The organism is Vibrio sp. 10N.286.52.F8 (assembly GCF_041468745.1).
GTDB lineage: Bacteria > Pseudomonadota > Gammaproteobacteria > Enterobacterales > Vibrionaceae > Vibrio > Vibrio crassostreae_C.
On record NZ_JBFRJF010000031.1, the window covers coordinates 1 to 19,130 of the forward strand.

Consider the following 19,130-nt stretch of genomic DNA (forward strand, 5'->3'; position numbering starts at 1 on the left):
CGCGATGAACCTTTTTTATTGGCTCACAGCCTCTCTCTCGCCTTAAACTCAATTTTGTTAGTAACCATAGCAATAAGCTATAAAACGGCTCACCCAGAGCGTTTGAGGCTCTAGAAATAAACATAATCAGTTAGTGTTGCTAAGCTTTTCGCAATTGAGGTTGAATGTAAGACTCGAGCGTAAGCATATAAAAAGAAAAGAAATAACTTCATTTGGCACAAAGCAAGATAGCAGAAGCGATATGAGTTCGAGAGAAAAAGAGAAAGAGAAAGAGAAAGAGAAAGAGAAAGAGAAATTGCAGACACAAAAAAAGCCCCCGTAGGAGCTTCTTTTATCGTGTGTTGATTACTGACTCATGCGAATCAATGATTTACCAATCAACCACTCTAGTTCTTTACCGCTAGTATCGCCAAACTGAGTTTCAGTCAGCTTGTATAGACGATCAATACCGTTTGCAGCGAACTCATGTGCGCTCTCAGCAGTAACGATATGATGGAAAAGTAAACGTAAGATTGCTAGGAACTCAGCGTCTTCAAGTGCTGCAACCCAGCTAGCTGAAAATGCGTCAAGGCCATTTTCGAAGTCAATGTGTTCCATGAACATCTTGAAAATACGACCGTCTAGAGCAGCAGTAAAATCCGTTTTCTTTGGAAAGTGATGACTTATACCTGTACGAGAAACACCCGTTTGTTGACTCAACGTCGTGTATGACATCTTGTCGTAACCCAATCTTAGTAGCTGGTCTACAACGGCATCCATGATTTTCTGGATCGTGATTTCTGTATCTTCTTTACTACGCTTTGGCATATTCAGGCTCTTCTCTTTGTAAATCCATCTAACTCAATCAAATGAAGTCAGAATGAAAATCGTTATCAGCATTATGTGAGCAAGGTATTTTTTCGCAAGTATTTATAACTAAATTCACACAAATACTATGTACGAACAATTTTACAGTGATGCCTCTTTGGACACTTTGTCTAATTATTCTTCGAAAATCACCTTACAATCCTAAGTCGATAAGTTTAAATAACGACTTAGAATATGAAATACCCAACGAAAAATTCATTGTATAAATACCTATCAAGCGATAGATAGTCTTATAAAATCATTTCTGGCGCAACTAAGTGAATGATATTCTGACATATTAATAACATTCCTCTTCAACAAAACGTGAGGTAAATCACATACATATTTGGCGGCGCGAATATAGATATTCATCAAACACCTTAACAAACAACATAGCATACCAGTATAAATTAGTTCAAAGGTTTTAATTTTTGTAGATACAGTTCAAATTGCTCGTTAGAATAACCTCAGACTTTGTAAGAGGATTATTTATGAGCCAAGATATTGGTAACAACGATGTATGTGAGGCTTGCGGCTGTGCAGGCGAAATCGGGTTCATCATTAAAGAAGGCGACGATGTTGCTGAAGTAACGGTTTACGGAAACTCAAAAGCACTGATTGAAGCTGAGTTTGCTAAGTATGTTGAACTTGCTAAACAAGTGTCTAGCAACGTTGAGTTCGAAGCATCAGAGATGACTGAAGAAAGCACAGAGTTGCACGCTCGCTTTAAATTTGAAGTTAGCGCCGAGAAGATTATTTTTGAACTTAAGACTCGCTCTCTAGCGCGTTAATATAAGCATTTATATGCTTATTAAAAGACGAGTGAATTACTCGTCTTTTTTTAATTGAACCCAAGCCAGTGACCCATTTTGCTCAAAATCGTTTTCTGCAGCGCACTGAATCACTACGCCCCCCACCTCTAACACTGCCCCAATGCTATAAGCCTTGTCATCGTAATAACAAACTCGTTGCTGTTGGCCGCCTTGTGTCACCACCACCGCAGCTTTACCGGGCGTTGAAATTACTTTGTTGGCACTCGCAGACATTGAGCCAAACACTGAAGCGGCTATCAGAAAGACCTTAATAATTCGTATATTTACTCTAATCATTAATTTACCTATCATCTTTGCTCCATTCCTCGTTAATCTACCGCCAAATGGGTAAAACACTATGCGAGATTAATTTTTCCATTATAGTGTAAGCGTCTATCGTAATAAGAAGCCTGTTATGCTCAGAATAATTGCACTTATTATTGGTTCCTTAACCATAACAAATGTCAGTGCTGAACCACTCGATCACTATCAAATATTGAACCATCTCGATAATTACGGAAACTTATATCTACGAAATAAGCCTTATACATCACTTCCAACTGGCTTGGTGGTAGATGGTAATCTCAATATAGAGAATACTGCGATCACACGCCTACCCAAAGGGTTAGAAGTGAACGGCAGCCTTAAAGGCTCTAACAGCCAACTCGTTCGAGTCCCGAGCGGGGTTAAGATAAAAGGTTACGTCAACTTGATTGGTAGCCAAATCACCAGCTGGCCAAGAGGTGTAAGAGTGGGCGGCTTTATCAACCTCACCGACACTCCACTGGAAAGGCTACCGAATGGCTTTAGAGTAAAAGGCGATCTGAGCGTGATCCGCACTCCTTTAACCGAGTTACCCAACGGGATCGTGATTGACGGCGACCTTTATATAGGCGGTTCTGGGATTACAACATTCCCCGAGACCATGACAGTCAAAGGCAACATCTATCTGGGCGGCAACACCGTAACCAAATGGCCAACCAATCTAGATCTCGGTGGTGCAGTCGCTCGCTAATTCAGGCTAATGCTCTAATGCTCTAATGCTCTAATGCTCTAATGCTCTAATGCTCTAATGCTCTAATACGTTAATGCTCGATCGCAGCAACAAATGGTGATTCAGAAACAAAAAAGGAGCCCAAGGCTCCTTTTTCAATTCAATCAAGTTGCTAATCAACTAGCAAGCTAACTAACGCTCGTTAACCAATGTTCTTCACTGGGTTGGCGTAGCTATCGATCAAGTACTGACGCGCACCTTGTGGCAGGCTCGACAGTTTAGCTTCAAACTCTTGTTTAACGGCCGCTGTAATCGACTCATCTTCTTTTTCTGCTGCCAGCAAGTTTACTGGGAACAGTTTGTAGTTATCGTGGATCTGACGATCGATCTCTTCAGCAAGCGCTTCAGGCGTATCAAAATCTTGGTCGATAACCTGACCGAAACCAACGTGAACGCGTCCTTTATCACCGATGATGCCTTGAATGATACTTTCGATATCTTCAAACTCACCCTTTTCGTAACTGCCGTTTACGTCTTTTTCGAAAAGCTCTATCGCTTTAGCCGTGTCACATGGGTCGTTCTCGTAAGAAATAGCCACAGGAACAATCTTCAATGACTTCACGTATTCAGGGAAAGCAATTTTTTGCTTACGTCCTTCAACGTGGAACATTTTCAAAATTGCTGGCTCAGTAAAATCGTTACCGTCTTTCGCACGACCTTCCTTTTGAGCGATCCAGATTGAGTTGCCCGTTTCTAGAGAGTGCTTAATGTAAGAAGACAACTGCCCTAGCGCTTTCATCATCTCACGCGGTCCTTTCAAAGAACGCTTTACGATGAAGCTCTTGTTTAAACGCATCAATTCAGTCGCACATGGCTTTTTCAACAGGTTGTCTCCGATAGCGATACGACAAGTCTGATGATTATTTTGATGCAGAGCGTAATTTACTAACGCAGGATCCATAGCAATGTCACGATGGTTTGATACAAACAGATAAGCTTGGTTCGCATCCAGTGACTCGATACCAGTGTACGTCACACCGTTAGTGGTTTTCGCTAACGTGTCGCGTAAGTACTTTTTCACTTCAATCTGAATGGATTCAACGCTAGTCAGCTTGCTCCACTTCATTTTTAAGTACACACGCAAAATCGGGCTCATTAATGCTTTGAACCAAGACGCATGGTTTGAAAAACGGTAGTGCAAGATTGCACTGATAAATTCTTCATCATTAATAAGACGGTTTAGTGCCGCTGGAATTTCATCATCGCCGTAAGGACGAATATCAACATATGGATCGGTTGGAGAGGTCATTTTTTAATTCATATAATAAAAAGCTGGCTCATTCTACGCGTTGTTTTGACTTCTCGCAGCTACAGAGCCCATACTTTTGACAAGGTCAGACCAGAAACATTGAAAATCCCCTGTTATTGTTGGCATTCTTTAAGATTAACGGTAATCTTGACGCCCCAAAATTAAGGTACTATCTATGAACTTCGCTATTGAATATACATCGGCTTACTTTTCACACTTGGTGATCACACCACGCAAGAAAGTACTTAAACATAGCCTTGTATCGGTTCAAAGTGGCTTGGTTTTGATTAAGTTAGGCAAACAAGAGTATGCCGTTGAACCAGGACAAAGCGTCTGGATTCCACACGACTGCCTAACGTCACTGACCTACTTTCCAAACACTCAGGTTAACCGTGTCGATTTTTCTGTTCGTTTGACGGATTCATTCCCAAGACAAGCGGGTTACATTACGCAAACCAACCTCTCTTCGGCACTACTAGAAAAACTAGAGCAAACCAAAGCTCGCGCTTCCAATGCCAATAATACGGAACAAGCGTTTAAAGATATGCTTTCTGTATTGAAGCAAGAAGTGTTGTCGTTTAAACCACTGCTTTGTGAAAGTCCTCTTTCTCAGCGATTCAATCAATGGAACATTGATGATTCAAACCTGCCACAAGAGCACACTCTGGTGATGGTGATGCGAGAAGCGAAGAAGCGCATGCAGTCAGGTCAAAAACGTTCACTTGTGATTGATGATCTGTTCTCAGGTAAAGAAGAAGAGTTCGAGCAACTGTGTATGCTTGTTTTTGGTGAAGATTTATAGCTTGCCGGAAAGTGAGTGCTGGTATTAAACTCGCAAGCCAGATACTAAAAAGCCGCAAAAACTGAGTTTTTGCGGCTTTTTTAATTCTTACTATTTAGACGTAGATAGCAATCTATCTGTGTATCTGCCTGTCTAAAATGGCAACTCAACCTGCATCATTAGGTCGGCGTCACGTGAGTCGTGCCAACGATAATCAAAGCGCATACGCGGCTGCCCTTCGACTTTCTCGCCAAAACCGATGCTGAGTTGAAGACCATGATTCATCAACCACTCTTCAGTCGACATATCATACTGCTCATCTTCAAGGTCTTCTGGAAACCACATACCCAAGCCAACATAGTTTGACTCAATGCTTTGTGTCAGCAATGGCGAGTCTTTGGTTTGAAGAACCCAGTCAGACCAATAGTCCGGTGTGCTTTCCGGTTCATCATCGCTCAGCCCACTGATTTCCATCATACGTTGGCCAAAAGACTCAATGCTCGAAGAAAAGTCCAAACAGTTGTCGTCATCAGAAGTCAGCATGATCGAATCTAAGCTAAAAAAATCACATTCAGCATAAGCAGGCATACTGCATGCTGCCATGATCAACGTCGCTGGTATCGCGCTCTTTAGCATAGTCCTCTGACCTCTTGATTAGTGAACTCACATTATCTGATACAGTCCACTATCTTGCAACATCTTTGTAACTGACTTAGTACTCAATTTTGCAACATCGCTTCCACTTATCAGCGCATTACGTATGTCAGTGCTGCGAATTTTGACTTTCTCAGGGCAAGCCATTACAGACCAACGTTCAGTAATCTCATCGGATTTATAGAAAGACGAGAACTTAAAGAAGTTGTCTGGGCCAATAACAAACGTCAGTTCAGCGTCACGATGTAACTTTTGAAGTTCACTGAGCACTGCATAAGTCGTGACGCTTTCACCTGGGGTAAATAGGCTCTTTTCGATCAAAGAAAGCTCCACTTGATCCAGTGAAAGATCGCTAATAAATGCGTTAACTAACTGACATCTCATATCAAAGTCTAGCATCTCTTTTCCCCAAGCATGGGCAATACTTGGAACGAGTAGAATTTTGTCAAAGTGAGCCAACGAATCAATCACACTTTTGTGCCCTAAGCTCGGTGGATTAAACGCACTACCGAAAATGGCTATTTTTTCCATTGTTTATTACTGCCTTCTCTTTCTAAGCTTGTGCAAAGAGGTTTTTAAATCGGATTATTTAGGTATGATAACACTAGATTTTTAATTTGCTTGCAGGAAAGGAATACGAATGGAACAGTTAATTCGTGACGAAATGCGCGTACTACCTTCAATTGACCCTCACTTCGAAGTGACTCGTCGTGTGGACTTTATTAAAACGAAACTTCAGCAGTCAGGCTGCAAGTCTCTGATCCTTGGTATCAGTGGCGGTGTAGACTCAACGACCTGTGGCCGCTTGGCACAGATGGCCGTGGATAGCCTGAATGAAAACTCTGGCAGCAACGACTACCAATTCATTGCGGTTCGCCTACCTTACGGCGAACAAAAAGATGAAGATGAAGCACAACTTGCTCTCTCTTTCATCCAGCCTTCTCAATCTGTTTCTGTAAACATCAAAGCGGGTGTTGATGGGCTTCACGCAGCATCTCACGTTGCACTTGAAGGTACAGGTTTACTACCAACAGACTCAGCAAAAATCGACTTTGTTAAAGGTAATGTGAAAGCTCGCGCTCGCATGATCGCGCAATACGAAATTGCGGGTTACGTTGGTGGTCTTGTGATTGGTACTGACCACTCAGCAGAAAACATCACTGGCTTCTACACCAAACACGGTGACGGTGCATGTGATTTAGCGCCTTTGTTTGGCCTGAACAAGCGTCAAGTTCGTGAACTTGCAGCAACGCTAGGTGCGCCAGAACTATTGGTTAAGAAAGTGCCTACTGCCGACCTAGAAGAGCTTGATCCACAGAAAGCCGACGAAGCAGCATTGAACCTTTCTTACGACCAAATCGATGATTTCCTTGAAGGTAAAGAAGTCCCTCAAGACGTGTCAGACCGCTTAGTAGGCATCTACAAAGCAACACAGCACAAGCGTCAACCGATCCCAACGATCTACGATTAATTGTTTGAATTAATCTTAGAATCAAAAAGGCCGGAAGTTCATTTCAGTGAACTTCCGGCCTTTTCTATTCAATGTGCTTTTCTTTCTGGCCTTCCGACCTACCGAGTTAGTCTACAACTTCGATATCAGTTTGAGGCACACTGCAACACGCCAGTATTTGCCCCATGTTGCGTTCATGCTCTTGCAACGCCGGTACATCAGGTTGATGAACTTGCCCAGACTCAAGGGTCACTTTACAAGCACCACAGAAACCCGCGCGACAGCTTGATGCGATAGACACACCTGCCGACTCAGCTTGCTCTAGTAGTGTTGATTGGTTGTTGCCTTCGAACAGGCAGCCGTTAACGCTCAACTGCAGTTGCTTCACCGCTTCTTCCGTTGATTGAGCAACACCAAACGCTTCTTGATGATAATGCTGAGGATTCAGCCCCATTTGAATCAGCAATTTCTTGGCATTATCCATAAAGCCGTCAGGGCCACACACGAATGCTTGGCGCTTATGAAGGTCCTCAATTTTGGCGACATGAGACACACTCAAACGACCTGACAAACCATCCCACTCTTTCGTTGGTTGGCTTAGTGAATAAATCACACTTAGACCAGCATGTTCGCGAGCGATCTTATCAATCTCAGCTTGATAAGGGATATCTTCTTCACTGCTGCATTGGTGATAGAACACCACATCATCAATCTGACCATGGTCGGCTAAGTAACGAAGCATCGACAACATAGGGGTGATACCGCTTCCCGCTGATAACAGCAGTAATGGATGTGTTGGGTTATCTTCTAAGTAGAATGCGCCATCTGGATTCTGAGCAACTAGCGTGTCACCGACTTGGAAGTGATCATTGAGCCAGTTTGAGATTTGACCATCGTCCACTCGCTTCACGGAAATCGCCAAACGACCTGCGCGTGAAGGGCTAGAAGATAACGTGTAACGACGAGACACTTTCTCGCCATTAATCACCATTTCAATCGGTAGATGCTGCCCCGGCTGATAGCTTGGTAATAAATTGTTCTCTTTCGCTGGCTCTAGCCAAAAGGTTGTGAAGTCGCGAGCGATCTCTTCACGCTCGACGCAAGTTAAGTGCAGTGACTCGACCCAAGAGTCTTCGTAGTGTTCTTTCTCTTTGGTTTCAAGTACCTCAACAACGTCACCCGCTTTCACCAGACCTTCATTTTTCGCCACAAGGTTCTGACCAAAGAAAACGCCACCACGTTCATTGGCTCTGAACGTAGAAAAGGTATTGAGTGGCTCTTTTGTTGCTCTGAATTCGCCGCTCTCAACATCGACTGTCGTTAGGATACAGCGCTCACAAGGCTTCACCGCTTCGAATTCAACCTCACCAATTCGAATGCGCTTCCAACCATCTTCAGCAAACGCTTCAGTGTTTGAGACGACAAAATTGGTGCGGAACTGATCCATGGAATGCGTTTCAGGACTACGGCGATTCAACTCATCAAGCGAAGCTTGGCTGATGATTAACATCGGGTAACCATCGGCGAAACTGACATTCTGACCAAGCTTTTCTCGAACACGATTAGATTGCTCACCACAGAACAGAAGTTCTACGCGAACACCAAGCACATCGCTAAACCAATCATCCGCCTCGTCGTTGGTGGTATACGCAGTGAAGCTATCTTTCCACACTGTTGCAGGCGCTTCTTGCATCTTGAAGTTTGCATATTTTAGGCGCAGCGGTTCTTTGCCTTCGTAAGTAAAAATCAAACCGTCTGGCTGCAAGCTAGAAGACACCTTGACCATTTTAGGGTACTTACGCGCCGTCACCATTGAGCCGTCAGCCAAGGCCAACATAAAACGTCTGTCGAAGGTAAGGCCCTGTTTTTCGACCCAAGCAGAAGAGAGTGCAATCCCACCTACTGATTTAACCGGAAACACATTAATTTGAGATAAGGAGGGCTGTTGACCTGAAAGCTCTTGCTCCAAAGCCTTTTGATCCAAAGGTGACTGCGACATAACGATTCCAATGTTTTGTTGTTTGTCCCAATGCTAACAAATGGTTATAAATAGATAAACTGGCAGGCATTAAACACTTGATACTAAGTAGGCATGATTAAACTAATAGAATGGCATTATGTTCCGGCAAACCTAAAACTCTTGAAACTAACGATGATGCTTTACACACTAAAAGTAACCCGAATTTATTCACGCTATTTTTAAGTAGATCAGCAATATGCTGCACCTTGTTTCGACAATTGACTCAATGAGCCAGGTTTGCCTAAGTGATAGCCCTGAAAATAATCTATGCCCTGCGATTGTGCAAAACGTAAATCTTCATGGTTTTCTATACCTTCAGATAACAATTCAATCTGATACTTCCGAGCTAAAAATCTAAGACGCTCCCAAAAGGTCGAATTATCACTCCGGTTTCTCATTAACGACCGATCTATTTTCACTATGTTCGGTTTAACAACCCTAATCAGTGCTTCACCAGTGTTATAACCACTGCCATAGTCGTCTATCGCGATTTTAATTCCAAGACCACGACATACTCCAAACTGGGACATCATCCTTTTCTCGTCAATGCCAACCGGGTATTGTTCATTCTCAGTAAGCTCAATCCATAAGGTTATACCCAACTTATTACATGCTTGCCAAATTGGGGAAATATCACGTAGAAAAGTGAAACTTAAAACGTGATCAGGGGAGATATTAATAGTCAGAAAATCAATCATTTTCTTCTGAGACAATAATTCCTCGGACACTCTTAACAAGAATATTTGAGTAAACCATGCAATCTTCTTAGAGTCTAACAGACAGCGAATTGACGATTCAACATCGTGCCCTTTTTCCCAACGTAACAAAACCTCAGCACCGACAGTTCCATTGCCATTAGTTATCGGTTGAAAAACAGGATAAAACAATCCCTGATTAACATCGTCAATAAGTGCTTCGGCTTGTAAATTTTCAGACAACATATTCGTATTCATAAACAAACCTCTTTTTGTGATTAATCCATACTACAGATCAATAACTAGCAAGGATTAGCATGAACAAATCATATGTAGCTTTACATGCCTACTTCTTAACCGTGAAGACAAACTGCATAAGTAGTTAAACGAACTACTGTACAAATACACAATGCCGTTTCAAAACGGTAATCTCGAGTCTGTTACTTTTAGATAGGTTATTAAAAACGCCATAAACTATCATAGATGACTATACTTCAATTAGATCAAATTACGCTTAGGGATAATGTATGTTTGGTGACTATTTAAAGGAATTGAGAGTCTCACTAGGTCTTACTCAGAGTGAGCTTGCTGTTAAGTTAAACCTTGCAAATGAAGAGTTTCGCTCTGTAGACGTGGTAACTCTCAGTCGTTGGGAACGAGGAAAAACCAAACCAACACTTGCAAAATGCCTAAGAATCTTGCGTTGTTTACAGGTTGACCTGAGTGACTTTTATGAATTAATACCGAATCCAAACGAAACAAAGCTACTAGACGAGATTGAACAACTTCGTTTTAATAACAGGGTAACGAAGCTTTCATCATTAAGTTATGAAGAGCCACAAGAGCCACAATCAGCTTTAATTACTGAGATGCCACTTCTTTTGAAAGATGATGACAAGATACTATCTAGCCTTAAAATCTTTTACGAAACAGCCATCCATACACCGAAGGGTTTTTTCGACATTAATCTATATGACTACCAACAAAACAAACGAGCTATTTTAAAAAGATTTATAACAGAAAGCGGGCAGTTGGTAGGTCACTCACTTAGTTTTATATTCGAAAGTGACTATTTTGACAAAGTTACTCATTCAAAAATCATTGATATCGACCTGACAAAATCTGTCAGTTATAAAAATTCGACTAAGTTATCGGTTTGTAATTATAATCGTTACTCTTCTAATTTCCAGATATTTCGATGTATGTTAGTTTCTCAATTTATAAACCTAATTCACTATTCAAATGTTCAACGTTATTATTTCTTTAATGCATGGCCTGAAAGCGGACAAATTTTAGAGCAACTTGGATTTAAGAAAATAGCATTTGATATTGAGTCAGAAAAAGGAGGTTTTAAATTAGGCAACCGCTCATTCGAACATTGCTTATACGAAATTGATACAGCGACACTTCTTTCTCAACCCGAAATAATAACCCTCATAAAAACAACCCAGTGGGATAACCAATACTCAATCAAAAATCATTAGGCATAGCCAAACAGCCTTTAAATTAAGATGCCTACCATCTTAAGTTTCTACACATAATAATACTTCACCTTATGCAAAAGATTGGAGAAAACTACTGTGTTTGGCGAATACTTAAAAAAATATCGAATCGCGAATGAACTAACACAACGTCAAGCAGCTACAAAGCTCAACTTACTCGGAGGAGATCTATCGAACATTGATACCGTTACACTTAGTCGATGGGAAAGAGGAACAACTAAACCAACTCTTAGCCGTAGTATTCGTGTTTTGCGAGAATTTACCAACGATCTTGAGCCTTATCTATCTAAAGTTAGTCATTTACAACATCAAGACCCTAGTTCTAAAAATAGAGTTGATCAATTCAATACTCTGATGGAAGAGAAATACCGTAGTTTAAATAACTTGATCGCCAGAGCAAATTATCAGTCAACATCGATGATCGAACACAATCCTGTTTGTGAATATCCGATTGGAAATTCTAATGATAGTGAGATTGTAAATTCTGTACTTGTTTTTCATGAGAAAACCTCTGATGAGAATATTAAGCATGGACTCTATAAAATCGATTTTTTAAACTATTGCAATGAAAAACGTTTCATTGCCTATAAATATGTCGACAGCGTCACAGGGGAGCTATTAGGACATAACATAGGCACTATATTCACGACTGAAGGTATGATCTCCGAAATTGAAACACTTTCTCAAAAGTCGATTGATGAAATAGATTTAAGAAAAACCGTTCCTTATAATAAAAGCCGAAAATTAGCTTATTTTGCGGTGAGCCAGCATTCGCTGTACGAGCGACCTTTTCGTCTACAATTAAATAGAGAATTCAGGTTTCTAGCAAAACGCGCTAACATTACCGACTACTACACAACAGTTGCTATAAAGAGCTCAGCAGAAGTACTCGAAAAAATGGGATTTTCTGTTGTTTCGTACGAGAAAAAATCAACCAACGGTGCAATCAAAATTGGTAAACACTATTATTCTAAAGCTTTAATGCACATAAAAACAAGCCAGCTATTTACTCAACCCGAGTTCTTGAACTTGCTTACAGGCTGTCAAACCTGTTCAAACCCATGCTCAATTAGCTCTCAGTGTTGCTAAGCGGTCTCTTTCCGCGCACATTAACAGGAGTACCAATCCATCGAAAGATAGTTCTGATGGATGAACTCCTGCTTGCTTCAATCTTTCAAAACACAGCTCTACAGTTTTGACATTCGTATTCGATATTATTGAACCAATATACCTCATTATTTTCCCACTTAAATTATCAGTACAATCTATATACTATGTAATTAAGCGATTGAGTATTAAAGCATATGGTAAAAAGTTAGAATCTAATATGCTATGTTCGCTTGACTACATGTCAACCTCACGAACAATTACATCATCTACTTCATTGTTTAGTAATGTTACATAACTGCTCTGAGTCATGCCTCTTACAGCTTTCGTGTTTTGCATGCCATCCACATTCGTTAGACTTTTGTCAGAATAAATTGCTCGTATATCTCCATCGACTCGGCCTGAAAACGTGACATCATCAGCACTAATAGAAGCAATCGCTGAGGTTGCAAAAAATAAAAACGAACATAAAACGACCTTAATATTGACAAACGACTTCATAAACACCTCAAATGTAATTGGTTACATATGAGAGTTTAGCTTATTCGCAGGAAAAAAGAAGTCTAATGCCTACCAGCCACTCTTGCATCCATGATGTTAGATTTGTAAACATTAATTTGTTCAGAAAAGCCCATTCATAATAATCATGATACAGCATGGATACAGCCACATCAATTCACCAGGCTTATACATATTATGCACTGGTTAGCTATTTGATGGCAGTTAAACCTTAGGGAGAGACCGAAGAGTAAAACGCTAATACATATCTTGCAAGTCTTCATAGTAGTTTAATGGTTTTACATTAAGAGAATTAAATTTTATCTAACTTCGTAATATTTAATACCTGAACCTAAGATCTGGAATGTAAACCATGATTCTTGGCAACACTTGATTATTCACATCAACGTAAGCTATGTAAGATCATAGATGAATAGTTAGACAGATTTAATCGAGTGCAAAAAAAAAAGCATCACCATACCTTATAAGAAATAGGTCTAGTAATACTTTAATATTGATCAGGTTACCGGTAAGAGCTTATTCTAAGACTTGGCCGGGATAGATTAAGTCCGGATTTTCAATATCATTACTCTCAATGATCTCTTCTAAATCGAAGCCGAACTTTCTACGCAGTTCATATAACCAATCACCTTCTTGTACGACATAAGGTAATGTCGGCTTAACAGCAACTTCGGATATACTGTTAGACATAGTATCGAAATCACAGTCCATATCATCTGGGTCAGATGTGCAATCCGGAGCTTTTGTAATTTCAAGCGAAGAAGGGCGAGGTTCAACTTGATCAGACTCAATCTTACGCTTGCTGTCATTGAAATAATAAGATAATCCAACCACGGCTTCTCGTTGGTTTTTCCCAAAATCATCATTCAACGTTTGATTAAGTGCGATACTCGCACCGAAATATTCATTCAAAGCATACTCGACAAGGTACTCTATTGTTGGGTATTTGTCTTCGATTCCAACTCCTACCTTTAAATCAAGAGTATCACCATCATGTATACTATAGAGCAAATCAAGGTCAGGTATGTACTCTGAATCACCCAATAACTTGTAGTGCTTTATACCTAGATTCAATTGAAGTCGGTTATATTGGTAGAGAAAATAAAAAGATTGAGAATTTTCATACATATCTCCATCAAAATTATAGCCATAGTTTGCCCCTACCCCCAAAATATGAGCAGTTGGCTTCTCAGCAACCGCTGCACCGCTGGTTAGTACTAGAAACATAAAACAAATATTATTAATTAGTCGGTTCACAGGTTCACCTCATAAACAACATTAAACGACCCTTGGTAATTACCTGAACTAAGTGCATTTCCATCGACATCAAAACTAACATCGTATGCTACATCAACTTTGTTACTACCTTCTCCATTCACTGTAATCACTTCTGAATCAGGAAAAGATGCGGTATTAAGTACTCCGTCTTGGACAATCACCTTGTCAGGGCTTTCGCAGCCAATGGCACACGTGATTGTGTAGGGTATCTTTTCTAGCGAGTTATCAATATTTGTAAGCTCATAGTCACCTGACGTAGGGCTAAATGTCATAATAACGCCTGTAGGTAAAGTCCCTAACAAGCTAACATCATACCTCGTTGTACCAGAGATCCTTTTTGTTGCAGTATCATACTGGGGTTCAATATTCCCGTCTCCAAGTACCGTTAATGATTCAAGGATCGCAGCTTGATAATCAATCGTGATAATTAACGTCTCCGGCACTCTGGTATAAGTCATCGTACCGGTTTGACTTGTAAAAAAGTAAGTGGGTGAAAGGTTAATTGATGCCGTAAAAGTTCCAGATCCAACAGGGGCTGCGAACACATCATTACTGATATTAGGCAAAGCGAAAGCAGGTCGATAAAACTTAAAAGGCTCTATTCGGCTTGTTGCTGTGTAACCCATTCGCGACACACACAAAGTCGACTCTTGCCCCACTTTCGCACTCGAACCACTTATATTTGTAGCTGCACACTCATTGGCAACTCCCATTCCCACATTTGACCCGTAGTCTTTTGATGTGAAATAACTAGCCGAGCTACCCAAATTGTACTCAACGCCTAACAACTCCAGGCTGGTGTTAAAACTTTCGCCTGTAGAATGATTAACAAAGCTAACGTTATTAACGGGTTGGTTATCCATCGTTGCGGGATACCACTCTGCCGTTGGTTGCTCTTGCGCTATCGTCCATGCAGATGGAGATATAGCTTCACTACCGAAATAACTATTTGGCGCCGCATTGTTCCAAACCACAGAGTTGTTTGCTGTAATCGTTCCGTATACATCTGCAGCATGGCTACTATCTAAAGCCGTGAATAATAGCGCTATACTAATTAGGCTATTTCTTTTTAATAGTGATATTTTTGTTATAACTGTAATCATGGTTGGCTACCTTAACGGATAACGAATCGACATTTTGCAGGCCTTCTGCTAATTTTATGGTTTTCTTTCGACCAGATAGTATTGTATTAGTTTGTTTACATTTGTTACTAACAGAATTCGGTTTACAGTTATCAAACTGCATGTAGAAAAATGTGTTACCATTATTTTCCACATAAACTTCTGAACCGTTATATTTAACTTTGTAGTCAACATTAGTATTTTTTGCAGGTACAATATAATAAGGAGCATAACCATAATTAATACCAATTATACTTTCTTTTTTATCTCCATCGATAACGCTAGGCATGAAAGTCACTTGATAAACTTTGTCCTTCTCTAAATCATCACAATTAACCTGACATAAATTCTTTACTGATACACGACGTCTTTCCCCCGGATTTAATATCAGTTTATTGGGTAATAGCGCAAGATCCCATAAAGGTAAATTATCTTTTGTTAGCTCTACCTTTTCTAACTCTCCGTTTTCAACCTTTACTTGGCTAACGTTACCTTTTATATATTCAGGTTCAGTTTTCGAACTAGTCAGAGTAAAAACTCCATTACCATCTTCTCCAGCTATAAGAAGCATTTTATCTATGCTAAATGCATGGCTAAAAGAGGTCGTCATTAATAGTATCGAAGTAAATATTACACGTTGCATAATTTTCTCTATGTTAGTTATAAGCATATGGCGTCATCTCCATATGAACTGCATAATTAATGAGTTCATCAACATACAGTTTGTTTGCCGTAGTTAGTTGCTCAGGAGACTTAGCGAATATATACAAATAACCGCCAAGCTTTTTGTTTATAATTTCAACACCTGAGTTGTTCAGTTTGTTCTGATAGTTCAATACAATATTACTATCCTTGTATTGCCCTAAGTAGTAATAATAAACACCATCAACTAGGGCTATCTGATAACCTTCACTATTTTCTTCGAATGATGGCATACAGAAGTTATTACCTAAATTCAAATTATTAACCGATGATAACTCCGGTATTACACATTGATTTGCCTTAGATATAATTTTGTAAGGTTGTTTATCTTTCACCTTAAATTGATACACACCTTCAACAAGCTTGTCAGTAGAAACACAACCTCCACCGATACATTCAACTCCGTCTATTGGATTTCCATTTATATCACTAAACGTCGATATAAATGATTTCAACTCAGACAACGACGTATCCAAACGGATAACAGTTCCTGGATAACTAGTAGCCGACGTATAAGACTCACCATTGTTGTAAAAATCAGAGGCTTCCGTATCAAGCTTGAATTCATATTCATAGAACTCTTTTAATGGATATACCGTCAAAGCATCTCCACTAACATAAGCATTGCTTTGTTTTCCATTCTGCTCGGAGTTAACTACCGCCAAGAATTTTCCATCCGAAGACAGTTCCCCTGTATCATTATTCGAAATAAAATAAGAAGATGACTTTTCACTCGTAAACTCTATTCCTTGAGAAGTTATGATATTACTTGTACCAATATATGCAGAAACACTTGTATTACTACTTGAATTGATATAGGCATAAGAGTTTGAGTCAATATGTTTATTCTTATAATTTGCAGACAATGATAAATCGGCACTGCTTTGGTCTTCAGTAGAATCTTGATAATAAAGTCCCGCAGAGCTTGATACATTTAGATTGTTTCTGTTAATTAGACTACTTGAGACTGTATCTCTATGCGATAGCGCAACATCACCACTATCATCTATTTGTGCTTGTGTACTATGTGTGTATGTGTTTTCCTGGCCTATTGGAATAATTATTGAGGCCATAACACCATAATTTATATCGCTCGATTCACTTGCTGATAACTCTAAGTTCACCTTTGAGTCAAGTGGTAATGATGATATCTGCACGCCACTTCTTGCAGACCAACTTTCTGATTCATTATTATAACGATTACTAAAATCTTTATATTGGTTTTTTGTTAATATACCCGATATATATGATGATATATTTCTCGTTAAGTACTTGTTGTAATTTACTGATAATGATGTATAGTTCGAGTTACTGAATAAAAGTTGAGACAAACTAATATCTCCAATACTATTATCATTTTCACTATCAAATTTTGTGTAAGATACACTTAAGTTATAAATCCCCACATCAAAATTATAAAAACTAGATCCATCGTCAAATAATCCTGTTACTGCCGATATTCTGGACACTTCCCCTAAAGATAAGTGACCACCAACATAATTATAATTATCTTCCCCTGTAATAAACGAACCTGCACCCAGTGCAAAAAAATCCGTAACTTGATAGCTCAATTTCCCATTGGTGAACATTGGACTTTCATAATTATCATAAGCAAAGTTGATGGATTTCTGGTCAAAATCGTCCTCTAGTCCCGTATTCGTCAGGTCTCTTGATAAATAACCGGCTGTAATATGATAATCTAGTTCGCCGGTTTTAATCGACGAAGAGCTTGTATTGACTATCAACCTATCTTCTGTGTAAAACTCTTCACTGCCATCAAATATTCGAATTGTCGCAGTATAAGTACCAGATGGTAGCTCGTTATAGTCAAAGTATTCTTGCCCTGCATCCACATTACGACTTAATAGAACACGGCCTCTATCATCATTAATTTCTAGTCGACCAGCTCTTGAAATGTTCAAATATACTCGTCTAGAATTAGGAGATGATTTTTTTACTAGCTCTCTCGTCGATCCAATCGACAACATGTAACCAGAAGTTTTGCTGCCATTTTCTAAAAACTGAGTACTATTCCAAGGGCGTTCTTGGTATTTATACCCGACAGAGAAACGAGTATTACCACCAACATAGTTATACGATGAGTCATCCGAACTGAAACCATTGACATCACTAAAGTTTAGATCATTATGCAAATAGCCATACTTGCCAAAACCTGCATAATTTTCATGTTGATAAGAATAAGACGATGTATAATCAGTGTTGTCGCTATAAGAACCAGATAGATTCAAACCATGTGACATAATGATCGCGTTTTGATCGATCTCTTCTTTTACAAATTTTATTTCTGACTCTTCTATTATCTCAGTTAAGAATTGTGAGTTAACATGAATAATCAATGATTGGCTATCTGGCACATAAACAAAATCATATAAATCAGGTAGTAGACCACATTCACTTCGATAACCTTTACAATCTAGGCTCGATTCAACCCCATTTACCAGTGTTGTTGCCATCGCATCGCTAACATCTTTCTCAATACCAAGTTCATTCGCCAATGCTTGTGCTACAAGTTGTTTTTGTGAAGTGGGAATTCTTACTTCATCACCCGAGATGAAAGCTTCCGAATAGAATAATTTGTTGTTATCAGCCGAGAGAATTAGTGGCATTCTTATCAACTTCTCTTCAAACATATCTTCAAATCCATCTGGAATATTTGCGACGGATTTTGAACTATATATTATGGCCAAGAAAAATATGATAATTAAGTTTAAACCAAACCAAAGTCTAATAAACATTATAGTTGAAGCTCCACATTGAACGTAATACGACCATTGCAATCTAATGGCTCATCACTCGGTATATTTTTATTTGTCACTAATTCAAATTCATTGGTAGAGTTTTCATATTCAGTATTTTTAATATTATTAAATTCAAAGTTTGGTATATCTGAAATATCAGAGTAATGTTTTCTATCGATATAGAGATCGACAAAATCATCATACATAGTCTCACCGCTATCGTTGAAAACACATTTAGAAGTGAACTCTGATATGTTATAACTGTATTCAAACGAATCCCCAGAGCTTGTTGGTATATTCGTTCTAATATAAGAATAAAAACGCCCATTTAGAAAGGTTTCGTTCTCACTATCATACTTCAGTGCAATAAACTCATCAGATAAATCTACATTTATAGAATAGTCATACAAATTCGCTCTATTTATTTGTGTATTTACTGGAAATGAATAGCTTTCATAGCCAAAGCTATTGAAACTAAAAATAACAAGCAATAATAGAAAGAAATAATTTATATAGATATTCATTTTCATCAGCCTAACAAAACAAGGCACTTAATTAAGTGCCTATCAAATAATGAGATT

19 protein-coding genes are annotated in these 19,130 nt (G+C 39.2%); 6 read left to right on the plus strand and 13 right to left on the minus strand.

The window, feature by feature from the left end; translation table 11 throughout:
- Positions 1–345: 345 nt before the first annotated feature.
- Positions 346–807, minus strand: coding sequence for a TetR/AcrR family transcriptional regulator (locus AB4133_RS15005; protein WP_004731875.1), 462 nt, complete (start codon positions 805–807; stop codon positions 346–348).
- Between the two features lie 530 nt (positions 808–1,337).
- Between AB4133_RS15005 and AB4133_RS15010 the strand changes: the two genes are divergently transcribed.
- Positions 1,338–1,637 (plus strand): YfcZ/YiiS family protein, encoded by a 300-nt coding sequence (locus AB4133_RS15010; RefSeq protein WP_017062761.1) that lies wholly within the window; start codon positions 1,338–1,340, stop codon positions 1,635–1,637.
- A 36-nt stretch (positions 1,638–1,673) separates the two neighbouring features.
- Here AB4133_RS15010 and AB4133_RS15015 read toward each other — a convergent pair whose 3' ends face one another.
- A complete protein-coding gene (locus tag AB4133_RS15015; protein WP_017067955.1) occupies positions 1,674–1,970 on the minus strand; it encodes a YnjH family protein in 297 nt (98 codons plus the stop codon).
- A 103-nt stretch (positions 1,971–2,073) separates the two neighbouring features.
- Between AB4133_RS15015 and AB4133_RS15020 the strand changes: the two genes are divergently transcribed.
- Positions 2,074–2,673 carry a hypothetical protein gene (locus tag AB4133_RS15020; protein ID WP_372224912.1) on the plus strand — a complete coding sequence of 200 codons (600 nt, stop codon included), beginning with the start codon at positions 2,074–2,076 and terminating at the stop codon, positions 2,671–2,673.
- Positions 2,674–2,854: 181 nt separating this feature from the next.
- On the opposite strand, the gene AB4133_RS15025 is transcribed toward AB4133_RS15020, so the two are convergent.
- Positions 2,855–3,961: a 1-acyl-sn-glycerol-3-phosphate acyltransferase gene (locus AB4133_RS15025; protein ID WP_017062764.1), complete on the minus strand. Its 1,107-nt coding sequence runs from the start codon at positions 3,959–3,961 to the stop codon at positions 2,855–2,857.
- A 175-nt stretch (positions 3,962–4,136) separates the two neighbouring features.
- Between AB4133_RS15025 and AB4133_RS15030 the strand changes: the two genes are divergently transcribed.
- Positions 4,137–4,763 carry an AraC family transcriptional regulator gene (locus tag AB4133_RS15030; RefSeq protein ID WP_372224914.1) on the plus strand — a complete coding sequence of 209 codons (627 nt, stop codon included), beginning with the start codon at positions 4,137–4,139 and terminating at the stop codon, positions 4,761–4,763.
- 132 nt (positions 4,764–4,895) lie between these two features.
- Here the strand turns inward: AB4133_RS15030 and AB4133_RS15035 are convergent, their stop codons facing one another.
- Positions 4,896–5,378 carry a hypothetical protein gene (locus AB4133_RS15035; RefSeq protein WP_372224915.1) on the minus strand — a complete coding sequence of 161 codons (483 nt, stop codon included), beginning with the start codon at positions 5,376–5,378 and terminating at the stop codon, positions 4,896–4,898.
- A 27-nt stretch (positions 5,379–5,405) separates the two neighbouring features.
- A complete protein-coding gene (locus tag AB4133_RS15040) occupies positions 5,406–5,927 on the minus strand; it encodes a nicotinate-nicotinamide nucleotide adenylyltransferase (RefSeq protein WP_017062767.1) in 522 nt (173 codons plus the stop codon).
- 109 nt (positions 5,928–6,036) lie between these two features.
- Here AB4133_RS15040 and nadE point away from each other — a divergent pair, with 109 nt between their 5' ends.
- Positions 6,037–6,867 carry an ammonia-dependent NAD(+) synthetase gene (gene nadE / locus AB4133_RS15045; protein WP_017062768.1) on the plus strand — a complete coding sequence of 277 codons (831 nt, stop codon included), beginning with the start codon at positions 6,037–6,039 and terminating at the stop codon, positions 6,865–6,867.
- A gap of 106 nt (positions 6,868–6,973) precedes the next feature.
- Here the strand turns inward: nadE and AB4133_RS15050 are convergent, their stop codons facing one another.
- Together AB4133_RS15050 and AB4133_RS15055 are read right to left on the minus strand one after the other, a co-directional pair.
- A complete protein-coding gene (locus AB4133_RS15050) occupies positions 6,974–8,845 on the minus strand; it encodes an MOSC N-terminal beta barrel domain-containing protein (protein ID WP_372224916.1) in 1,872 nt (623 codons plus the stop codon).
- A 209-nt stretch (positions 8,846–9,054) separates the two neighbouring features.
- Positions 9,055–9,819, minus strand: coding sequence for an EAL domain-containing protein (locus AB4133_RS15055; RefSeq protein WP_017062770.1), 765 nt, complete (start codon positions 9,817–9,819; stop codon positions 9,055–9,057).
- Between the two features lie 269 nt (positions 9,820–10,088).
- On the opposite strand from AB4133_RS15055, the gene AB4133_RS15060 reads away from it, so the two are divergent.
- Complete coding sequence (locus AB4133_RS15060; protein WP_372224918.1) at positions 10,089–11,045, plus strand: helix-turn-helix domain-containing protein; 957 nt, start codon at positions 10,089–10,091, stop codon at positions 11,043–11,045.
- Between the two features lie 96 nt (positions 11,046–11,141).
- Positions 11,142–12,152 (plus strand): helix-turn-helix domain-containing protein, encoded by a 1,011-nt coding sequence (locus tag AB4133_RS15065; RefSeq protein ID WP_017062772.1) that lies wholly within the window; start codon positions 11,142–11,144, stop codon positions 12,150–12,152.
- 255 nt (positions 12,153–12,407) lie between these two features.
- Here the strand turns inward: AB4133_RS15065 and AB4133_RS15070 are convergent, their stop codons facing one another.
- From AB4133_RS15070 to AB4133_RS15095, 6 genes are all read right to left on the minus strand, one after another.
- Positions 12,408–12,671, minus strand: a complete 264-nt coding sequence (locus tag AB4133_RS15070) for a hypothetical protein (RefSeq protein WP_017062773.1) — start codon at positions 12,669–12,671, stop codon at positions 12,408–12,410.
- Positions 12,672–13,205: 534 nt separating this feature from the next.
- Entirely contained in the window at positions 13,206–13,946 is a 741-nt protein-coding gene (locus AB4133_RS15075) for a LysM peptidoglycan-binding domain-containing protein (RefSeq protein ID WP_017059955.1), read from the minus strand.
- Positions 13,943–15,070 (minus strand): hypothetical protein, encoded by a 1,128-nt coding sequence (locus tag AB4133_RS15080; protein ID WP_017059956.1) that lies wholly within the window; start codon positions 15,068–15,070, stop codon positions 13,943–13,945. The genes AB4133_RS15075 and AB4133_RS15080 overlap by 4 nt, the downstream gene beginning before the upstream one ends.
- Positions 15,027–15,731 (minus strand): hypothetical protein, encoded by a 705-nt coding sequence (locus tag AB4133_RS15085; RefSeq protein ID WP_229647381.1) that lies wholly within the window; start codon positions 15,729–15,731, stop codon positions 15,027–15,029. The genes AB4133_RS15080 and AB4133_RS15085 overlap by 44 nt, the downstream gene beginning before the upstream one ends.
- A gap of 13 nt (positions 15,732–15,744) precedes the next feature.
- The gene (locus tag AB4133_RS15090; protein ID WP_372224922.1) at positions 15,745–18,546 is read right to left on the minus strand and encodes a CS1-pili formation C-terminal domain-containing protein; all 2,802 of its coding nucleotides are present in this window, start codon (positions 18,544–18,546) and stop codon (positions 15,745–15,747) included.
- Positions 18,546–19,073, minus strand: a complete 528-nt coding sequence (locus AB4133_RS15095) for a hypothetical protein (protein WP_372148334.1) — start codon at positions 19,071–19,073, stop codon at positions 18,546–18,548. The genes AB4133_RS15090 and AB4133_RS15095 overlap by 1 nt, the downstream gene beginning before the upstream one ends.
- Positions 19,074–19,130: the final 57 nt, after the last annotated feature.

Excerpts from the sequence above, each read along its gene's own strand:
- AB4133_RS15005 (WP_004731875.1), bottom strand. The coding sequence starts at position 807 with ATGCCAAAGCGTAGTAAAGAAGATACAGAAATCACGATCCAGAAAATC.
- AB4133_RS15010 (WP_017062761.1), top strand. The coding sequence starts at position 1,338 with ATGAGCCAAGATATTGGTAACAACGATGTATGTGAGGCTTGCGGCTGT.
- AB4133_RS15015 (WP_017067955.1), bottom strand. The coding sequence starts at position 1,970 with ATGATAGGTAAATTAATGATTAGAGTAAATATACGAATTATTAAGGTC.
- AB4133_RS15020 (WP_372224912.1), top strand. The coding sequence starts at position 2,074 with ATGCTCAGAATAATTGCACTTATTATTGGTTCCTTAACCATAACAAAT.
- AB4133_RS15025 (WP_017062764.1), bottom strand. The coding sequence starts at position 3,961 with ATGACCTCTCCAACCGATCCATATGTTGATATTCGTCCTTACGGCGAT.
- AB4133_RS15030 (WP_372224914.1), top strand. The coding sequence starts at position 4,137 with ATGAACTTCGCTATTGAATATACATCGGCTTACTTTTCACACTTGGTG.
- AB4133_RS15035 (WP_372224915.1), bottom strand. The coding sequence starts at position 5,378 with ATGCTAAAGAGCGCGATACCAGCGACGTTGATCATGGCAGCATGCAGT.
- AB4133_RS15040 (WP_017062767.1), bottom strand. The coding sequence starts at position 5,927 with ATGGAAAAAATAGCCATTTTCGGTAGTGCGTTTAATCCACCGAGCTTA.
- nadE (WP_017062768.1), top strand. The coding sequence starts at position 6,037 with ATGGAACAGTTAATTCGTGACGAAATGCGCGTACTACCTTCAATTGAC.
- AB4133_RS15050 (WP_372224916.1), bottom strand. The coding sequence starts at position 8,845 with ATGTCGCAGTCACCTTTGGATCAAAAGGCTTTGGAGCAAGAGCTTTCA.
- AB4133_RS15055 (WP_017062770.1), bottom strand. The coding sequence starts at position 9,819 with ATGAATACGAATATGTTGTCTGAAAATTTACAAGCCGAAGCACTTATT.
- AB4133_RS15060 (WP_372224918.1), top strand. The coding sequence starts at position 10,089 with ATGTTTGGTGACTATTTAAAGGAATTGAGAGTCTCACTAGGTCTTACT.
- AB4133_RS15070 (WP_017062773.1), bottom strand. The coding sequence starts at position 12,671 with ATGAAGTCGTTTGTCAATATTAAGGTCGTTTTATGTTCGTTTTTATTT.
- AB4133_RS15080 (WP_017059956.1), bottom strand. The coding sequence starts at position 15,070 with ATGATTACAGTTATAACAAAAATATCACTATTAAAAAGAAATAGCCTA.
- AB4133_RS15085 (WP_229647381.1), bottom strand. The coding sequence starts at position 15,731 with ATGCAACGTGTAATATTTACTTCGATACTATTAATGACGACCTCTTTT.
- AB4133_RS15090 (WP_372224922.1), bottom strand. The coding sequence starts at position 18,546 with ATGTTTATTAGACTTTGGTTTGGTTTAAACTTAATTATCATATTTTTC.
- AB4133_RS15095 (WP_372148334.1), bottom strand. The coding sequence starts at position 19,073 with ATGAATATCTATATAAATTATTTCTTTCTATTATTGCTTGTTATTTTT.